Source organism: Azospirillum sp. UENF 312511 (assembly GCF_058780635.1).
The window spans coordinates 1,201,434-1,220,236 of sequence record NZ_JBSNCG010000001.1; the positions used below are offsets into that span (position 1 = coordinate 1,201,434).

16 protein-coding genes are annotated in these 18,803 nt (G+C 68.5%); 11 read left to right on the forward strand and 5 right to left on the reverse strand.

Annotated elements, in window-relative coordinates; translation table 11 throughout:
* Positions 1 to 170: 170 nt before the first annotated feature.
* The 7 genes from ACWPN7_RS05495 (at position 171) to ACWPN7_RS05525 (ending at position 8,631) form a co-directional block, all read left to right on the forward strand.
* On the forward strand, positions 171 to 1,424 hold the full coding sequence (locus ACWPN7_RS05495) for a multidrug effflux MFS transporter (RefSeq protein ID WP_459196815.1): 1,254 nt from the start codon (positions 171 to 173) through the stop codon (positions 1,422 to 1,424).
* A 142-nt stretch (positions 1,425 to 1,566) separates the two neighbouring features.
* Complete coding sequence (locus ACWPN7_RS05500; protein WP_040134051.1) at positions 1,567 to 2,511, forward strand: LysR family transcriptional regulator; 945 nt, start codon at positions 1,567 to 1,569, stop codon at positions 2,509 to 2,511.
* A 156-nt stretch (positions 2,512 to 2,667) separates the two neighbouring features.
* Positions 2,668 to 3,156 carry a formate dehydrogenase subunit gamma gene (locus ACWPN7_RS05505; RefSeq protein WP_040134050.1) on the forward strand — a complete coding sequence of 163 codons (489 nt, stop codon included), beginning with the start codon at positions 2,668 to 2,670 and terminating at the stop codon, positions 3,154 to 3,156.
* Positions 3,153 to 4,718, forward strand: coding sequence for a formate dehydrogenase beta subunit (locus ACWPN7_RS05510; RefSeq protein ID WP_040134049.1), 1,566 nt, complete (start codon positions 3,153 to 3,155; stop codon positions 4,716 to 4,718). Before ACWPN7_RS05505 ends, ACWPN7_RS05510 begins: the two co-directional genes overlap by 4 nt.
* Before the next feature lie 19 nt (positions 4,719 to 4,737).
* On the forward strand, positions 4,738 to 7,554 hold the full coding sequence (gene fdhF / locus ACWPN7_RS05515) for a formate dehydrogenase subunit alpha (RefSeq protein ID WP_103039087.1): 2,817 nt from the start codon (positions 4,738 to 4,740) through the stop codon (positions 7,552 to 7,554).
* Between the two features lie 28 nt (positions 7,555 to 7,582).
* Positions 7,583 to 8,368: a formate dehydrogenase accessory sulfurtransferase FdhD gene (gene fdhD, locus ACWPN7_RS05520; RefSeq protein ID WP_459196816.1), complete on the forward strand. Its 786-nt coding sequence runs from the start codon at positions 7,583 to 7,585 to the stop codon at positions 8,366 to 8,368.
* Positions 8,369 to 8,400: 32 nt separating this feature from the next.
* On the forward strand, positions 8,401 to 8,631 hold the full coding sequence (locus ACWPN7_RS05525; RefSeq protein WP_040134046.1) for a formate dehydrogenase subunit delta: 231 nt from the start codon (positions 8,401 to 8,403) through the stop codon (positions 8,629 to 8,631).
* A 115-nt stretch (positions 8,632 to 8,746) separates the two neighbouring features.
* Here ACWPN7_RS05525 and ACWPN7_RS05530 read toward each other — a convergent pair whose 3' ends face one another.
* On the reverse strand, positions 8,747 to 9,184 hold the full coding sequence (locus ACWPN7_RS05530; RefSeq protein ID WP_376994789.1) for a MarR family winged helix-turn-helix transcriptional regulator: 438 nt from the start codon (positions 9,182 to 9,184) through the stop codon (positions 8,747 to 8,749).
* A gap of 348 nt (positions 9,185 to 9,532) precedes the next feature.
* Here ACWPN7_RS05530 and rimO point away from each other — a divergent pair, with 348 nt between their 5' ends.
* Positions 9,533 to 10,897 carry a 30S ribosomal protein S12 methylthiotransferase RimO gene (gene rimO / locus ACWPN7_RS05535; RefSeq protein ID WP_137116378.1) on the forward strand — a complete coding sequence of 455 codons (1,365 nt, stop codon included), beginning with the start codon at positions 9,533 to 9,535 and terminating at the stop codon, positions 10,895 to 10,897.
* 78 nt (positions 10,898 to 10,975) lie between these two features.
* Here the strand turns inward: rimO and ACWPN7_RS05540 are convergent, their stop codons facing one another.
* The 4 genes from ACWPN7_RS05540 to ACWPN7_RS05555 all read right to left on the reverse strand — a co-directional run bounded on the left by ACWPN7_RS05540 (position 10,976) and on the right by ACWPN7_RS05555 (position 14,469).
* On the reverse strand, positions 10,976 to 11,311 hold the full coding sequence (locus ACWPN7_RS05540) for a tRNA-binding protein (RefSeq protein WP_109069539.1): 336 nt from the start codon (positions 11,309 to 11,311) through the stop codon (positions 10,976 to 10,978).
* A gap of 140 nt (positions 11,312 to 11,451) precedes the next feature.
* Positions 11,452 to 11,883: a phasin family protein gene (locus ACWPN7_RS05545; RefSeq protein ID WP_492273152.1), complete on the reverse strand. Its 432-nt coding sequence runs from the start codon at positions 11,881 to 11,883 to the stop codon at positions 11,452 to 11,454.
* Positions 11,884 to 12,019: 136 nt separating this feature from the next.
* Positions 12,020 to 12,754: a TetR family transcriptional regulator gene (locus ACWPN7_RS05550; protein WP_459196817.1), complete on the reverse strand. Its 735-nt coding sequence runs from the start codon at positions 12,752 to 12,754 to the stop codon at positions 12,020 to 12,022.
* A gap of 56 nt (positions 12,755 to 12,810) precedes the next feature.
* Complete coding sequence (locus tag ACWPN7_RS05555) at positions 12,811 to 14,469, reverse strand: phospholipid carrier-dependent glycosyltransferase (RefSeq protein WP_459196818.1); 1,659 nt, start codon at positions 14,467 to 14,469, stop codon at positions 12,811 to 12,813.
* Positions 14,470 to 14,615: 146 nt separating this feature from the next.
* Between ACWPN7_RS05555 and hflX the strand changes: the two genes are divergently transcribed.
* The 3 genes from hflX (at position 14,616) to ilvD (ending at position 18,614) form a co-directional block, all read left to right on the forward strand.
* Entirely contained in the window at positions 14,616 to 16,022 is a 1,407-nt protein-coding gene (gene hflX / locus ACWPN7_RS05560; RefSeq protein ID WP_459196819.1) for a GTPase HflX, read from the forward strand.
* Positions 16,023 to 16,158: 136 nt separating this feature from the next.
* On the forward strand, positions 16,159 to 16,581 hold the full coding sequence (locus tag ACWPN7_RS05565) for a DUF2934 domain-containing protein (protein ID WP_459196820.1): 423 nt from the start codon (positions 16,159 to 16,161) through the stop codon (positions 16,579 to 16,581).
* Between the two features lie 167 nt (positions 16,582 to 16,748).
* Positions 16,749 to 18,614, forward strand: a complete 1,866-nt coding sequence (ilvD, locus tag ACWPN7_RS05570) for a dihydroxy-acid dehydratase (RefSeq protein WP_040134040.1) — start codon at positions 16,749 to 16,751, stop codon at positions 18,612 to 18,614.
* Positions 18,615 to 18,803: the final 189 nt, after the last annotated feature.

The window sequence follows — 18,803 nt, forward strand, 5'->3', positions numbered from 1 at the left end:
GTTCTCAAATGAAAGTTGGGTGCGCCACAGAAAGTGGTAGTGTGCAGCGCACAGGGCCGCAAGGTGACACAGCCCTGAAGTGTCGATGTCCAAATATCGATGGCGGGCCTGCGGGAATTCGATTTGCCGCGGAGACAGACGGGCGGCACATTGGTCGAATGCCTGAATCCATGCCCCATTCCGCTTCCGCCGGTCGGAGCGGCGACATCCGCTTCGGCGAGTTCGTCGCGCTCATGGCCCTCTTGATGGCGCTGACGGCGCTGTCCATCGACATCATGCTCGTTGCCTTGCCGGACATCGCCGGTTCCTTCGGGGTGGTGCGGGAGAACGACCGGCAGCTCGTCATCACCGCCTATATGCTGGGTTTCGCGATCGGGCAGCCTTTCCACGGGCCGCTGTCCGACCGGTTCGGGCGCAAGCCGGTGCTGGCCGCCGGTCTGGTGATCTTCGCCATCGGGTCGCTGGGCGCGGTCTTCGCCCCCAGCTTCACCGCGCTGCTGGCCGCCCGCGCACTTCAGGGCTTTGGCGCCGCTGCCCCGCGCGTCGTCGCCATCGCCATCGTGCGCGACCGCTTCGTCGGGCGCGACATGGCGCGGGTGATGTCCTTCGTGATGATGATCTTCATCATCGTGCCGATCATCGCCCCGGCCCTGGGCGAGGGAATCCTGCATCTCGGCGCATGGCCTTGGGTGTTCGGCGCGCTCTTCCTGGCGGGCGTCGCCGCTTTCGCCTGGTCGATGCTGCGGTTGGCGGAAACCCGTGCGGCGGAGGATCGGATGCCGCTGTCTCCGGCGGCGCTCGGCCATGCCTTCCACAAGGTGATGACGACGCGCGCGACGGTCGGCTACACCGCGGCGATGGGCCTGCTGTTCGGCGGGCTGCTCAGCTACGTCGGCAGCGCCCAGCAGATTTTCGTGGACGTCTACGGGCTGGGGACGATGTTCCCGGTGGCCTTCGGCGCCATCGCCGGCGTGATGGCCCTGGCCTCGCTGGTCAACGCGCGGCTGGTCGGGCGGGTCGGCATGCACCGGGTGTCGCACGTCGCCCTGATCGGCTACACGCTGACCGGCGTCGCCATGGCGCTGCTTGGCTTTCCCGAGCATCCGCCGCTGCTCGGCCTCGGCCTGTTCATGGCGGCGATCTTCTTCTGCTTCGGGCTGATCGCGCCGAACTTCAACGCCATGGCGATGGAGCCGCTGGGTCATGTGGCGGGCATGGGGTCGTCCTTCGTCGGCTTCTTCAGCACCGGCATGGCGGCGGTGGTCGGCTGGATCGTCGGCCAGTCCTTCGACGGCACCGTGCGTCCGCTGACCATCGGCTTCACCGTGCTGGGCGTGCTGGCGCTGCTGACCGTCCTCCTGACCGAGCGCGGGACGCTGATGCGTTCCACCCACGCCGCCGCCGCGCCGCAGCCGGGGGACTGAAGGCGCACGGCGGTCATCGGGGGCGAAACGTCTCTATCCTTGCCGCCGTCCTTGCGGCCGGTGTGTCCGATTCGGCATAACGTGCGCGGCGCCCATGTGGGGCGCCGAGCGGGCACCGGCCCATCACGTGCGGGAGGGGACAGTGTTCCGCAAATTCGTCTATCTGCTGGCCCTGGCGCGCGAGCAGCATTTCGGCCGGGCGGCGGAGGCCTGCCACGTTTCCCAGCCGACGCTGTCCAACGCCATCCGCCAGCTCGAGGACGAGCTGCGCGTGCCCATCGTCGAGCGCGGGCAGAAATTCTCCGGCTTCACGCCGGAGGGGCTGAAGGTGCTCGAATACGCCCGCCGCATCGTCGCGGAGCGGGACGGGCTCTATCAGGAGCTGACGGCGCTGGGCCAGGGCCTGTCCGGCCATCTGCGGATCGGCGCCATCCCGACCGCCCTGCCCGCCGTCCCCCATGTGCTGGCCCGCTTCGCCGAGCGCTACCCGCAGATCCGCTCCAGCGTGCGCTCGCTCAGCTCGCGCGACATCCAGCGCGACCTCGACGGGTTCGAACTGGACGCCGCCGTCACCTATCTCGACAACGAGCCGTTGAGCAACGTGCGCACCGTCCCGCTGTTCTCGGAGCGCTACTTTCTGCTGGCCCAGCGCCGCCAAGTCAGCGAAGGCACCACCAGCATCCGCTGGGCGGACGCGGCGAAGCTGCCGCTGTGCCTGCTCACCCCGGACATGCAGAACCGGCGCATCGCCGACACCGCCTTCCGCATGGCCGACCGGACGGTGGTTCCGCTGATGGAGACGAACTCCATCGTCACCATCTACACCATCGTGCGCAGCGGTCTGGCAGCCAGCGTGGTGCCCAGCCAGCTCCTCACCCTGGTCGCGCTCCACCCCGATCTGGTGGCCCTGCCGCTGACCGAACCGGACCTCACTTACGCCGTCGGACTCGTCTATGCCGACCGCGAACCGCCGGCACCACTCGCCAAGGCGCTGGCCGCCGTGGCGGCGGAACCGGGCCTCGCCGAGCGCGTGCGCGCCTTGACCGACGAGGCGCTGGCCCCCTGGGGCTTGTCAAAAGGGCTATGATCTCAATGGCATAACCGTGCCGCTCGTGTGGTGATAGCGAAACCCTATCACCGCATCAGAAAATCAAATTTGCGCGCCTCCCCCAATGTCCGTAACGCTGACGGACGAGACACCAACGAAGCGCCGCCGATCCAGGTGGGCGCGGGGGAGGAGACCATGAACGCCCGATCTCCATGGAGCGAGGAACGCGCCACGGCGGTGATCGCCGCCAACCGTCACCTGCGCGGGGCCCTGCTGCCGATGCTGCACGCTCTTCAGGAAGAGTTCGGCTGCATCGACGAGGAGGCCATCCCGCTGCTGGCGCGTGAGCTGAACCTGTCGCGTGCCGACGTGCACGGGGTGGTGTCCTTCTACCACGAATTCCGCCGCAGCCGTCCAGGCCGCCACACGATCAAGGTCTGCCGGGCCGAGGCTTGCCAGTCGATGAACGCCGACGGGCTGATCGACCACATCCGCCGCCGTCTGAAGGTGGACTTCCACGAGACCACCGCCGACGACGCCTTCTCGCTGGAGCCGGTCTTCTGCCTGGGTAACTGCGCCCTGGCCCCCGCCGTGATGGTGGACGAGACGCTGCACGGCCGGGTCAGCCCGGCCCGCTTCGACGCCATCACCGCCTCCACCCTAGCCACGGAGGCCGCGCGATGAGCGAACCCCTGCACACCATCTACGTGCCGCGCGACGCCGCCGCCCTGTCGGTGGGCGCCGACGAGACCGCCGCCGCCATCCGCGCCGAGGCCACAAAGCGGGGCATCCCTCTGCGCATCGTCCGCAACGGCTCCCGTGGCATGCTGTGGCTGGAGACTCTGGTCGAGGTGGAGACTCCCGAGGGCCGCGTCGCCTACGGCCCGGTAATGGCCGAGGACGTGGCCGGGCTGTTCGACGCCGGCTTCCTCGAAGGCGCCGACCACGCCCTGGCCCACGGCCTGACCGAGAAGATCCCCTACTTCGCCAAGCAGGAGCGGCTGACCTTCGCCCGCTGCGGCATCATCGACCCGCTGTCGGTCGAGGACTACCGGCTGCACGGCGGCTTCCGCGGGCTGGAGCGGGCGCTCGCCATGACCCCGGCGGAGATCGTCACCGAAGTCACCGAATCCGGCCTGCGCGGCCGCGGCGGCGCCGGTTTCCCGACCGGCATCAAGTGGAACACGGTGCTGAACGCCCAGGCGGACCAGAAGTACATCTGCTGCAACGCCGACGAGGGCGACAGCGGCACCTTCGCCGACCGCATGATCATGGAGGGCGACCCCTTCTGCCTGATCGAGGGCATGACCATCGCCGCCATCGCGGTGGGCGCCACCGAGGGTTACATCTACATCCGCTCCGAATACCCGCACGCCGTCGCGACGATGCGCGAGGCGATCCGGCTGGCCTATGACGAGAAGTGGCTGGGCGACGAGATCCACGGCACCGGCCACCGCTTCCATCTCGACGTCCGCGTCGGCGCCGGCGCCTACATCTGCGGCGAGGAAACCTCCATGCTGGAAAGCCTGGAGGGCAAGCGCGGCACCGTCCGGGCCAAGCCGCCGCTGCCGGCGCTGGAGGGCCTGTTCGGCAAGCCGACCATCGTCAACAACGTGCTGTCGTTGACCTCGGTCCCGATCATCCTGGACAAGGGCGCCAACCACTACCGCGACTTCGGCGTCGGCCGGTCGCGCGGCACGCTGGCCTTCCAGCTCGCCGGCAACATCAAGCACGGCGGCATCGTCGAGAAGGCCTTCGGCGTCACCCTGCACGAACTGCTCTACGAGTTCGGCGGCGGCACCATCACCGGGCGGCCGATCCGGGCGGTGCAGGCCGGCGGCCCGCTCGGCGCCTACCTGCCGCCCTCGCTGTTCGAGCTGCCGAAGGATTACGAGGCTTTCGCAGCGGTCGAGGCCATGGTCGGCCACGGTGGCATCGTCGTCTTCGACGACAGCGTCGACATGGCCAAACAGGCCCGTTTCGCCATGGAGTTCTGCGCCGCCGAATCCTGCGGCAAGTGTACCCCCTGCCGCATCGGCGCGGTGCGCGGCGTCGAGGTGATGGACCACATCATCGCCGGCGAGAAGGTGGCGGCGAACATCACGCTGCTCAACGACCTGTGCGAGGTCATGACCGACGGCTCGCTCTGCGCCATGGGCGGCATGACGCCGATCCCGGTGCGCAGCGCCCTGAAGCACTTCCCCGAGGATTTCACCCGCAGCCCCGCGGCTGTCGCGGCCGAGTGAGCGGAAAGGACCAGACCCCATGTCCATCCAAGACATCGATTACGGCACCCCGGCCCGCGAGTCCGCCACCATGGTGACGCTGGACATCGACGGCCGCACGGTGACCGTGCCGGAAGGCACCTCGGTGATGCGCGCGGCGATGGAAGCCGGCATCACCGTCCCGAAGCTGTGCGCCACCGACATGCTGGACGCCTATGGCTCCTGCCGCCTGTGCATGGTGGAGATCGAGGGGCGGCGCGGCACGCCGGCCTCCTGCACCACGCCGGTCGCCCCGGGCATGAAGGTGCACACCCAAAATGAGCGTCTGGGCCGGCTGCGCCGCGGCGTGATGGAGCTGTACATCTCCGACCACCCGCTGGACTGCCTGACCTGCCCGACCAACGGCAATTGCGAGCTTCAGGACATGGCCGGCGCGGTCGGCCTGCGCAACGTCCGCTACGGTTACGAGGGTGAGAACCACCGCGCCGCCGTGAAGGACGAGAGCAACCCCTACTTCACCTTCGACCCGTCGAAATGCATCGTCTGCTCGCGCTGCGTGCGGGCCTGCGGCGAGGTCCAGGGCACCTTCGCCCTGACCATCGACGGGCGCGGCTTCGACAGCAAGGTGTCGCCGGGCGCGCTCGAACAGTTCATGGACAGCGAGTGCGTGTCCTGCGGCGCCTGCGTCCAGGCCTGCCCGACCGCCACCCTGACCGAGAAGTCGCTGATCGAGCTGGGCCAGCCGGAGCACAGCGTCATCACCACCTGCGCCTATTGCGGCGTCGGCTGCTCCTTCAAGGCGGAGATGAAGGGCACAACCGTGGTCCGCATGGTCCCCCACAAGGATGGTGGCGCCAACGAGGGCCATTCCTGCGTCAAGGGCCGCTTCGCCTGGGGCTACGCCACCCACGCCGACCGCCAGACGCAGCCGATGATCCGCGAGTCCATCGACGACCCGTGGCGCGTGGTGTCCTGGGAGGAGGCCATCGCCTACGCCGCCACCCGCCTGCGCGCGGTCCAGCAGAAATACGGCCGCGGCTCCATCGGCGGCATCACCTCGTCCCGTTGCACGAACGAGGAGGTGTATGTCGTCCAGAAGATGATCCGCGCCGCCTTCGGCAACAACAACGTCGACACCTGCGCCCGCGTCTGCCATTCCCCGACCGGCTACGGCCTGAAGCAGACCTTCGGCACCTCTGCCGGCACGCAGGACTTCAAGAGCGTCGACAAGTCCGACGTGATCCTGGTCATCGGCGCCAACCCGACGGACGGCCACCCGGTCTTCGGCTCCCGCATGAAGAAGCGGCTGCGCCAGGGCGCCAAGCTGATCGTCATCGACCCGCGCCGCATCGACCTCGTGCGCAGCCCGCACGTCTCGGCCACGCACCACCTCCAGCTCCGTCCCGGCACCAACGTCGCCGCGATGAACGCGCTGGCCCACGTGATCGTGACCGAGGAACTGGTCGACCGCAATTTCGTGGCCGACCGGTGCGACCCGATGGAGTTCGCTCGTTGGGAGGCCTTCGTCCGCGACCCGCGCCACTCCCCGGAAAACACCGAGCAGTACACCGGCATCCCGGCAGCGGAGATGCGCGCGGCGGCACGGCTCTACGCCACGGGCGGCAACGCGGCCATCTATTACGGCCTGGGCGTCACCGAACACAGCCAGGGCTCCACGGCGGTGATGGGCATGGCGAACCTCGCCATGGCGACCGGCAACATCGGGCGTGACGGCGTCGGCGTGAACCCGCTGCGCGGCCAGAACAACGTCCAGGGCTCCTGCGACATGGGGTCCTTCCCGCACGAGCTGACCGGCTACCGCCACGTCTCCGACGACGTGGTCCGCCAGCAGTTCGAGGAGGTGTGGAACGCCGCGCTCGACCCCGAGCCGGGCCTACGCATCCCCAACATGTTCGACTCCGCGGTGGACGGCACCTTCATGGGCCTGTTCGTCCAGGGCGAGGACATCGCCCAGTCCGACCCGAACACCCAGCATGTGTTCGCCGCCCTGCGGGCCATGGAGATCGTCGTGGTGCAGGACCTGTTCCTGAACGAGACCGCGGCCTTCGCCCACGTCTTCCTGCCCGGCACCTCCTTCCTGGAGAAGGACGGCACCTTCACCAACGCCGAGCGCCGCATCAACCGCGTCCGCCCGGTGATGCCGTCCAAGACCGGCAAGCAGGAATGGGAAGTCGTCTGCGATCTGGCCACCGCCATGGGCTATCCCATGTTCTACCGCAGCGGCGCGCAGATCATGGACGAGATCGCCCGCCTGACCCCGACCTTCTCCGGCGTCAGCTTCGAGAAGCTGGACCGGGTGGGCAGCGTGCAATGGCCCTGCACCGACGAGGACTCGGTCGGCACGCCGATCATGCACGCCGACGGCTTCGTGCGCGGCCAGGGCCGCTTCATGATCACCGAGTATGTGCCGACGGAGGAGCGCGCCTCGCGCTTCTACCCGCTGATCCTGACGACGGGCCGCATCCTCAGCCACTACAACGTCGGCGCCCAGACCCGCCGCACCGCCAACGTGGCGTGGCACCCGGAGGACATCCTGGAGGTCCACGCCCACGACGCCGAGGAGCGGGGCATCCGCGACGGCGATCTGGTGTCCATCGCCAGCCGCATCGGCGCCACCACGCTGCGGGCGCGCATCTCCGACCGGATGCCGCAGGGCGTGGTCTACACCACCTTCCACCACCCGGTGACGGGCGCCAACGTGGTCACCACCGAGAATTCGGATTGGGCCACCAACTGCCCCGAATACAAGGTGACCGCAGTGCAGGTGACGCTGAGCAACCACCCGTCCGATTGGCAAATCCGCCGCGGCGATCTGGTGGAAGTGGCGGCGGAGTAAAGCGGCAACGCGCAGCGGAGGACCAGCCATGTTCACCCACGCCCATTCCCTGCCGGCCAGCGGCACCGGCTTTCCGGAAGCGGCCAATCAGGCTGACGTGACGTGGCTGGTCGCCGAGGAGACTCCGGTGGCGTTCGAATACAACGGACGCTCCCACGCCGTGATGATGGCGACGCCCGCCGACCTGGAGGACTTCGCGCTGGGCTTCAGCCTGTGCGAGGAAATCGTCGGCAGCGCCGCCGACATCGACCGCGTCGACGTCCGCCCGGTGGAGGACGGCATCGTCCTGTCCATCGAGGCCGACCCGTTGCGCCTTCTGCGCGGCTCGCTCCGCCGCCGCTCGATGGAAGGGCGGAGCGGCTGCGGCCTGTGCGGGGTGGACAGCCTCGCCAACGCGGTGCGCGAGCCGCCGAAGGTGACGACGGGTTTCACGCCGTCGGTGGAGGCGGTGGCTGCCGCTTTTGCCGCCCTGCCCGACCACCAGCCGATGAACCGCGCCAACAAGTCCCTGCACGCCGCGGCCTGGGCCGGGCCGGACGGGCGCATCGTGATGGCGCGGGAGGACGTCGGGCGGCACAACGCGCTCGACAAGCTGGCCGGCGCGCTCGCCCGTGCGGGGGTCGACCCGTCCAGCGGCTTCGCGGTGATGAGCAGCCGGTGCAGCTTCGAGCTGGTCCAGAAGGCCGCGACCATCGGCATCCCCATGCTCGCCACCATTTCCGCCCCGACGGCGCTGGCGCTGAAGCTCGCCCGCGCCGCCGGCATGACTCTGGCCGCCCGCGCCCGCGGCAACGGCGTCATGCTGTTCCGTTAACGAAGAAAACCGACTTTTCCGGGAGCCGACCCATGGACACCACACGCGAACTCGTCCGCATGGCGAATCAGATCGCCAGCTATTTCCAGTCCTACCCGAAGGACGAGGCGGTGATCGAGACCGCCGGACACATCCGCGCCTTCTGGGAACCGCGCATGCGCCAGCGCCTGCTGGAGCACAGCAGCGCGGGCGGTGAAGGTCTGCACGAGATCGTCACCCAGGCAGTCGAGCGGCTGAAGGGGCCGACCGTGGGGAGCGCGTAAAAGATCATTTCCCCCACCCCGACCCTCCCCCGCTTTCGCAGGGGAGGGAGAAATTGTCCCCTCCCCTGCGAAGCGGGGGAGGGTTAGGGAGGGGGCAACAGCACCTCTCTCCTGTTCAGGCCCGCTGGCTCAGCAACCCCTTCAGCACGCGCGTCAGCAGATCCGCCAGTTGGAACTGCTCCGGCCCCGGCAGGGCCGCGATGACCGCGGCGAAGTCCTTCAACGGATCGTATTCGAGAAGGGCCAGCGCCTTATCCGTCGGGTGTAGCTGCACGACGCGGCGGTCCTCCGGCACCGGGACGCGCGTCAGCAACTCCTTCGTCACCAGAACCTCGACCATCTGGGACGCCGCGCCGCGGGTCGTCGCGTGGAAGTCGGCGAAGGCGGACACCGTCCGCTGGCTGTCGTTGGCGCGCGCGAAATAGCGCAGCGCCGTCCACTGCGACGGTTTCAAACCCTGCGTGTAGCCCATGCTGTCGGCGATGTGACCGATGTGCATCATGACCTCGGCGATCGCCTGCGCCGATGCCAGGGACTGGGGGCTTTTCGACATGGCAGCGGGGTCTCGACAGTTGTCAAAATTTGACCCGGAGCGCAGCGAGACGCCGTCCGCGAGTCTGTACGATGCAGAGACTATATGGTTGCAAAACTAACATACCACAGTAGGCAAGTCCACGACTCCCCCACCCCCGACGACGGGGCGCACACTACGGCATCGGCACAGTAAACGAAACATTGACCTTAAAGCTCATCCAGCACAAGGTGTCGCACCCCCCTGTGGCGCCATCCGGGGATTTCCGGAGCGGTGCGGAGACAACGCAGGGCACCTACCACCTCGTGTCGGGGCTGCGCCGCGCGTTTTGTCTGGCGTTGCGCCGCGACTCGCCTATATATGCGCGCCATGACCAGCACGCCCCCGTCCATTCCCGGTTTCAAGACCAACCCGGCGTCCTCCCCCAAGGTGGGGATCGTCAGCCTGGGCTGCCCCAAAGCGCTCGTCGACTCCGAGCGCATCCTCACGCGCCTGCGCGCCGAAGGCTACGACATCTCGCCGTCCTACGACGGTGCGGACGTCGTGCTGGTCAACACCTGCGGCTTCCTCGATTCCGCCAAGAAGGAATCGCTGGAAGCCATCGGTGAGGCGATCAAGGAAAACGGCCGGGTCATCGTGACCGGCTGCATGGGCGTGGAATCGGACATGATCCGGCAGGTCCATCCGGACGTGCTGGCCGTCACCGGTCCCCACCAGTACGAGCAGGTGGTCAACGCCGTGCACGACGCCGTGCCGCCGGTGCATGATCCCTTCACCGATCTGGTGCCGCCGGAAGGGCTGCGGCTGACCCCGCGCCACTACGCCTACCTGAAGATTTCCGAGGGCTGCAACAACCGCTGCAGCTTCTGCATCATCCCGTCCCTGCGCGGCGATCTGGTCAGCCGTCCGGTCGTCTCGGTCCTGCGCGAGGCGGAGAAGCTGGCGACCGCCGGCGTCAAGGAGCTGCTGGTCATCTCCCAGGACACCAGCGCCTACGGCGTCGACCGCAAGTATGCGGAAGAGGACTGGTACGGGCGCAAGGTGAAGGCCCGCTTCATCGACCTCTGTCGCGAGCTGGCGAACTTCGACGTCTGGGTGCGCCTGCACTACGTCTACCCCTACCCGCATGTGGACGAGGTGATCCCGCTGATGGCGGAGGGCCGCATCCTCCCCTATCTGGACATCCCGTTCCAGCACGCCTCGCCTACCGTCCTGAAGGCCATGCGCCGCCCGGCGGCCCAGGAGAAGCAGCTCGACCGCATCCGGAAGTGGCGGCAGGAATGCCCGCATCTGGTTCTGCGCTCCACCTTCATCACCGGCTTCCCCGGCGAGACGGAGGAGGACTTCCAGTTCATGCTGGACTGGCTGAAGGAAGCGCAGCTCGACCGCGTCGGCTGCTTCAAGTACGAGCCGGTCGAGGGCGCCACCGCCAACGACCTGCCCGGCGCCGTTCCGGAAGAGGTCAAGCAGGAGCGCTGGGAGCGCTTCATGGAGACCCAGAAGGCGATCAGCGCCGAGCGGCTCCAGCAGAAGGTCGGCTTCACGCTGGGCGTCCTCATCGACGAGGTCGACGAGGAGGGCGCCATCGGCCGCTCCTACGCCGACGCGCCGGAGATCGACGGCAACGTCTTCCTGAACGGTGAGACGAATGTCAAGCCGGGCGACATCGTGGACGTGACCATCGAGCACGCCGACGAATACGACCTCTGGGGCTCCATCGAGCGCGCCGAGTAAGGCGCTTCGCCCAAAACAAAAGGGCCGGGACGGCGCTGCCTCCCGGCCCTTTTGCTGTCCGCAGACTCAGCAGCAGACTCAGTATAGGCGCCCGCCGTTCGGCACGCCCTGCCCCGGCCCGACCAGCACGACCTCGCCCTCCGCATCGGGCAGGCCCAGGCACAGGACCTCGCTGGTGAAGGGGCCGATGCGCTTGGGCGGGAAGTTCACCACCCCCAGCACCTGCCGGCCCACCAGTTCGTCGAGCGTGTAGTGGCGTGTGATCTGGGCGGAGCTGCGCCGGGTGCCGATCTCCGGCCCGAAATCGATGGTCAGCTTGTAGGCCGGCTTGCGCGCCTCCGGAAAGGGCTCCGCCGCGGTGATGGTGCCGACGCGGATGTCCACCTTCAGGAAATCGTCATAACTGATGGTCACGGGTCTCGTCCCTGCCCTGTTGCGGTTGTCATGGTTTCAATCGTCACGGGCAAGGCTAGCACCGGCGGTGCCGAAGCTGAAACGCGAAAGGGCCGCCCCGGTGGGCGGCCCTTTGCGGCACTCTCCGGCGGGAGAGATGCTTACTTCTTGGCGATGGCGGCCTTGACCTCGTCCAGGCTCTCCGACACGCGCTTGGACAGCACGTCGGCGGCCTCGGTGTTGGACTTGGCGACCAGCTCGGCCAGTTCCTTGATGTTCGACAGGGCCTTCTCGAAGGCGACCTTGACCAGTTCGGCCTGCTTGGCGGCCTTCTCTTCCGGCGTGCCGGCGGCGGCGACCTGGTTCACGTAGCTGCCGGCCTCCTCGACGGAGGAACGGACGATCTCGGCCTGGCGGCGGAGCACGGCCTGCAGACCCTCGATCGCGAGCTGGTTGGCGGCGGTCACCGCCTCGATGTTCTTGCGCTGGCTCGCCAGGATCAACTCGACGTCGAGGCCGGGCACCTTGTAATCGCCCAGCACCTTGGACAGATCGAATTCGAGGAACGGGTTACCGGACGACTGCTTGGCCATGGTTCTCACCCCCGACGAAAGGATTTGCGGGCATGCTGCGACGCAGCAAACCTGTGGCGCGACTATGCAGATTGCCAAAAAGATAGTCAACGCCCTTGTGCGTCGCACCAGGGGCTACACCGCGGCTCATGGAACCTCAACCAGCGGACGCGCTTCCTGGTTCCCCGGCCGCTTCCCCGGCGCCCTGCGGCGGCGGCGGTGATTCGGTCGGAGAAGCGCGTCCGGATCTGCGGCGTAATGCCCCAGCCCAGCGCTCCGCCCGCCGCAGCTCGGAATCGAGCGCCGCCATGGTCCGCGACAGGTCGGCGCTGTCGTCCTCCAGAAAGACGCGCATGACCCGCGCCTGCACCGCGCCCAGCCCGGCCACGAACAGGGCGCCGCCGGTGCGGTCGGCCTCCACCCCCGCGGCGCGCAGCATCCAGGCCATCGACCGTCCGAAATGGCGGGAGAAGGCCAGCGCGGTCAGCGGCTCCCGCCGCAGATCGCGGACGACCGAGCGCAGGCCGCCCCGGTAAGGAAGCAGCGCGTCGTAACGGCGCATCATCACATCGAAAAGCCGGTCGCGGGCGCTCTCGTCCGGACCGACCGGGGCATCGTCGGCAAGGACCGCGGTGTCGGCGACCCGCGACACGGCCGCCAGCACGTCGGAGCGGGAAGGAAAACGGCGGTAGAAGGCGCCGGGTGGCACCCCCGCCGCCCGCGCGATCGCCAGCAGGCCGGTGTTGTGCCACCCCTGCCCGGCGGCGAGCCGCATCGCCGCGGCCGCCACCCGCCGGTCCAGCTCATCGGCGCCTCCCCCTTCCGCGGCGTGCTCCGCGGCGTCGGGGGCTTCGGGATCGGTCTTCCAGCGGGTGTCGGCGGTGTCGTCCATGGGGTCGAGCCTCTTGGTCAGCCTGTCCCCATGATGTGGGACGCCCACGCCGCACCTCAACCGGGGCGGCAGAAGGGGAAGGGCTCGACGTGCTTCATATAGGTGGGAATCCAGCCGCACTGGCCGGCGGGGTTGGGCAGGCGGATGGCCTCGATGGCCGGCCAGACCTGGGCGACGACGACGATCAACGCCACCGTGCCGACGATCCAGCGCCGCGTCCGGGCGCGCTCCAGCAGGCCGGGCAGGCGCAGCAGGACCCAGGCCGCGGCGAGCCCCATCAGCGGGTCGGTGTAGGCGGCGTAGGCCCGCTGGAAGCCGCGCAGGGAGAACAGCGTCTCCAGCCCCCAGGCGACCAGCAGCAGAAGCGCCGCCTGCGCCGCGGCCACCCGCTCCCCCCGGCGCCACAGGACGATGCAGCCCCCGATGATGAACCACTCCACCACCACGGTCTGTGGGATGTTGTCGGGGTGGAAAACGATGGTGCGGATCGCCAGCGTGCGCCACAGCCCCTTCGCCAGCAGCGTCACCAGCCCGTCCGAAAGCACCTGCTCCTGCCCCTGGAGCGCCGCCTGATGCTTCCAGGTGGTGAAGACGAACATGTGTTCGATCAGGTTGGCGACGGCGATGACGTTCTGCTCGTGCGGGCGGATTGTCAGGGCGAGCACGCCGAGCGCCAGCCCGAGCACGACCGCCGCCATGGCCGCCACCGCGTAGGACAGGCGCACCCGCCACACCGCCGCGTAGACGGCCATGCCGAGGACGACCCAGCCGACGATGATCCCCTGATAGACTCCCGACAGCCCGCCGCCGACCGGGCGGTAGGGATAGAGCGACTGGCCGGCGCTGGCGATGCCATGCTGGATCAGGGCCACCGCGGGCAGCGCCGCGGCGGCAGCCGCCAGCCCCAGAATGCCGGCGGCGATCCAATGCTGTCCGCCCTCCCCGGGGAAGCGGCGCCCGAAGGCCAGAGCGATCACCGGGATGCCCAGCGCCAGGAAGATCGCCTGGATCTTCGTCACCATCGCCAGTCCGGCCAGCAGCCCGGCGAGCCCGAGAAGCAACAGGGGCCGCCAGCCCGGCGCGGTGCGGATGGCGACCAGAACCAGGAGAAGCGCTGTAACCACGAAGGAGGCCGACAGCAGATCGGTGCGCATCTGCCGCGCCTGGGTGGACAGCCCGATGCCGAAGGCCATCACCACGGCGGCCAGGAAGGCCACCCGGCGGTCGCCAACCAGCGCGCGGACGAGGTTGGCGTAGACCAGCGCGAAGGCCGTGGTGATGAGGATGGACAGCGCCCGCCCGGCCTCCACCAGATTTTGCCAGGCGGCGTTGTAGGCGGCGGTGTCGGCAGCCGGCGGCAGGCCCGACAGGGTGACGACCGGCATCAGACCCAGCCCGTGCAGCAGCCGGTACCAGACTTCGATCACCAGGAAATAAGTGTAGCCGGGATGGTCGAAATACTCCTGGGGCAGCCCCTCGTTGAACAGCAGCCCGTGATAGGCCAGCACCAGATCCTGGTCGGCGTGCGACCAGTAGGGTGTGCGGAAACCGATCGCCACCGCCGACGCCACCATCACCGCCGCCAGCCCCGCGCACAGCCCCCACCAGGGCCAGCGGTCCAGCATGCCGGCGCCGGGCACCCCGACGAAGCCTTTGGCCATGGCCGTCTGGGGAGCCGTCTGTCGGGAGGTGGCGCCGCGGTCCAAGGATGACATGATCGGAGTATGTCCAGAGGTTACACGCCAGCGGTTTGTGCACGATTCCGGACGGTTTTGGAACCGCGGCAGCAGCGGGCTGTTTTTTGCGGACCTGCAACTCCTGATCGCCCAACCCCTTTGCCTGAAGGAACGGTGCCAGCCCGATGCCAGATTCCGACGACCGCCCGTCACCCCGTTCCACCGCCTCCGTTTCCCGCAGCGCCCAGGTCCACGAACCTGACGGCGCGGCACCGCCCTCCGCGGGCCGCGCCCTGGTCATCCTGCCCGTTCTGCCAACGCACCCCGACCAAGGGCACGGCGCGGCGCGCCAGCCCGACGCGCGCCTCGCCGAAGCGATCGCGCTTGCCCAGGCCATCCGCCTTGAGGTGCCGCACGCCGAGGTGATCCACGTTGCCCGTCCCGATCCCGCCACCCTGTTCGGGCGTGGCACCGCCGAGCGGATCGGCGGCATGGTCGAAGCCTTCCACGCCGATCTGGTGGTGATCGACCATCCGCTGAGCCCGGTGCAGCAGCGCAACCTCGAACGCCGCTGCATGGCCAAGGTGATCGACCGCACCGGCCTGATCCTGGAGATCTTCGGGGACCGGGCTCACACGCGCGAGGGCCAGTTGCAGGTCGAACTGGCGGCCTTGACCTACCAGCGCTCGCGGCTGGTGCGGTCCTGGACCCACCTGGAGCGCCAACGTGGCGGCTTCGGTTTCCTGGGCGGCCCCGGCGAAAGCCAGCTCGAACTCGACCGCCGCCTGATCGCCGAGCGCATCACCCGCCTGAAATCGGATCTTGAGGAAGTCCGTCGGACGCGCAAACTGCACCGCTCCGCCCGGCAGCGGGGTGGCACGCCGCTGGTGGCGCTGGTCGGCTACACAAACGCCGGCAAATCCACCCTGTTCAACCGGCTGTCCGGCGCCAGCGTCACCGCCGAGGACATGCTGTTCGCGACGCTCGACCCCACGGTGCGCCGGCTCGTTCTGTCCTCCGGCAAGACCATGGCTCTGTCCGACACGGTGGGCTTCGTGTCGGAGCTGCCGACCCAACTCGTCGCCGCCTTCCGCGCGACGCTGGAGGAGGTGCAGGCCGCTGACCTGATTTTGCATGTCCGCGACGTCTCGCACCCCGACGCCGCGGCACAGAAGGCGGACGTGGATTCGGTGCTGGCCGACCTCGGGATCGACGCCGCCAACGACCCGCGGGTGGTGGAGGTTCTGAACAAGACCGACCAGATGCCCGCGACCGCCCGCGGCGCGCTCCACATGCGCCTCGCCAACCAACGGATGATGGAGGGGGAGGAGCGCGCCGTCGCGGTGTCCGCCCTGACCGGGGAGGGTCTGGACGATCTGCTGGATCTGCTGGACCGGCGCATATCGGCTGGTCGGCAGGTGTTGGAACTGAGCGTGAACCTTGCGGACGGGCGCGCCCTGGCGTGGCTGTACGAGCATGGGCAGGTGCTGGACCGCCGCGACGAGGATGGACAGGCCCATGTGCATGTCGCCCTGGCCCCCGCCGACGCCGCCCGCTTCGAAAGCCGGTTCGTCGGACAGGAAAACCGCTGACGATACGTCTTCCGTTTTTGGTTCCGTCTTTTGGCCCGCGCTTCCGGATGTCCGGAAACCACTGCCGCTCTCCTGCGTTGTGACGGACAGGCCGGTCCGTGACCCCGACCCGCCATGACCAGGAGGAGGCAGCCCCATGACCGAAAAGCCGGGACAGGATCGGGCCGAGCGTGTTCGCCGCCGCGCCCACGACATTTGGGAACGGGATGGCCGCCCCGACGGCCGGCATGACGAGCATTGGGCCCAGGCCGAAGCCGAGGTCGACGACGAGATTCGCGCCGAGCGGCAAAGCGAGGAGACGGAAAGCAGCGCGTCGGATGCCTCACCGAAACGGCGTTCGAAGCCGACCGCAGCGAAGCCGGTCCCCGCAAAACCCAAAGCCACGCCCAAAGCCACTCGCGCCAGCGGCACGCGGGCGGCGGCGGAGAATCTGTCGGCGGTGGCCGCCGGACGGACGGAGCAGACCGGCACGACCAAGACCGGTGGTCAGATCTCCCGCGGCGGGGCGGCCAGCGGAAAGCCGGGCAAGGCGTCGCGCCGGGACGCTTCGCGCGGCTGAGGGGGCGGGGCGCTCCCCCATCCCCGTTCTCCGCAAAGCTCCTATGCCCCGCCTGCCGGAAAATGGGACGGAAAAGGGAACGAGAGGTCTGGTTTCTGCCCTTCGGGATTGCTAGTGTTGCTGCCCCTGCGCATCCGCACGCAATGTTCGATCCCTGAGGTAGAGACATGCCGCATTATCGCTCCCGCACTTCCACGCACGGCCGCAACATGGCGGGCGCCCGCGGCCTGTGGCGCGCGACGGGCATGAAGGACGGCGATTTCGGCAAACCGATCATCGCGATCGCCAACTCCTTCACCCAGTTCGTGCCGGGGCACGTCCACCTGAAGGATCTGGGCCAGCTCGTCGCCCGCGAGATCGAGAAGGCCGGCGGTGTCGCCAAGGAGTTCAACACCATCGCCGTGGACGACGGCATCGCCATGGGCCACGACGGCATGCTCTACAGCCTGCCCTCGCGCGAGCTGATCGCCGACGCCGTCGAGTATATGGTGAACGCCCACTGCGCCGACGCGCTGGTCTGCATCTCCAACTGTGACAAGATCACCCCCGGCATGCTGATGGCCGCCATGCGGCTGAACATCCCGGCGGTCTTCGTGTCGGGCGGCCCGATGGAGGCCGGCAAGGTCAACTGGCGCGGCAAGACCAAGGCCGTGGACCTGATCGACGCCATGGTGGCCGCCGCCGACCCGACGGTGACCGACGAGGAGGCCGCGGTGATGGAGCGCGGCTCCTGCCCGACCTGCGGTTCCTGCTCCGGCATGTTCACCGCCAACTCGATGAACTGCCTGACGGAGGCGCTGGGCCTCTCCCTGCCCGGCAACGGCACGATCCTGGCGACCCACGCCGACCGCAAGGAGCTGTTCCTGGCCGCCGGCCGCATGGCGGTAGAGCTGTGCCGCCGCTGGTACCAGGAGGAGGACGCCACCGCCCTGCCCCGCGGCATCGCCACCTTCGAGGCGTTCGAGAACGCCATGACGCTCGACATCGCCATGGGCGGCTCGACCAACACGGTGCTGCACCTTCTGGCCGCCGCGCAGGAGGGTCAGGTGCCCTTCACCATGGCCGACATCGACCGGCTGTCGCGCCGCGTGCCCAACGTCTGCAAGGTCGCCCCGGCGGTGTCCGACGTCCACATCGAAGACGTTCACAAGGCCGGCGGCATCTTCGGCATCCTGGGCGAGCTCGACCGCGGCGGGCTGCTCAACCGCGACGTTGCGACCGTTCACGCCAAGACGCTGGGCGACGCGCTGGACCGCTGGGACGTCAAGCGCACCCAGGACGAGGGCGTCCACACCATGTTCAAGGCCGCCCCCGGCGGCATCCCGACGACCATCGCCTTCAGCCAGGAGAAGCGCTGGCCGGATCTGGATCTCGACCGCGACAAGGGCGTCATCCGCTCCGTCGACAGCGCCTTCAGCAAGGACGGCGGCCTCGCCGTGCTGTTCGGCAACATCGCCGAGAAGGGCTGCATCGTGAAGACGGCGGGCGTGGACGCCTCCAACCTCGTCTTTGCCGGCCCGGCCCGCGTCTTCGAAAGCCAGGACGCGGCGGTCGAGGCCATCCTGGGCGACACGGTCAAGGCGGGCGACGTGGTGGTCATCCGCTACGAAGGCCCGCGCGGCGGCCCCGGCATGCAGGAGATGCTCTACCCGACGAGCTACCTGAAGTCGAAAGGGCTGGGCAAGGCTTGCGCCCTGGTCACCGACGGCCGCTTCTCCGGCGGCACCTCGGGCCTGTCGATCGGCCACGCCTCGCCGGAAGCGGCGCAGGGCGGCGCCATCGGCCTCGTCCAGGACGGCGACCGGATCGAAATCGACATCCCCAACCGCAAGATCAACCTCGCCCTGTCCGACGAGGAGTTGCAGCGCCGCCGCGACGCCGAGAACGCAAAGGGCGCCGACGCCTGGAAGCCGGCCAACCGCAACCGCGTCGTCTCGCCGGCGCTGCGCGCCTACGCCGCCCTGACCACCAGCGCCGACCGCGGCGCGGTCCGTGACGTGTCGCAAGTGGAAGGCATCGCCGTGAAGCGCTGACGCGTCGCCGAAAGCTCAACCGAAGGGACCAGAACCTTCCGGTTAAGACTTTTGGCAGGGTTGTGAACGCGACATGAAAGAGAAACGGCGCCGTGGCATTCCGCGGTGCCGTTTCTCTTTCCAGGAGCAATGATCCGCAGCAGGGCATGCGGCAGTATGTCTCCAATCCTCCGCTTCCATCACCAAAAG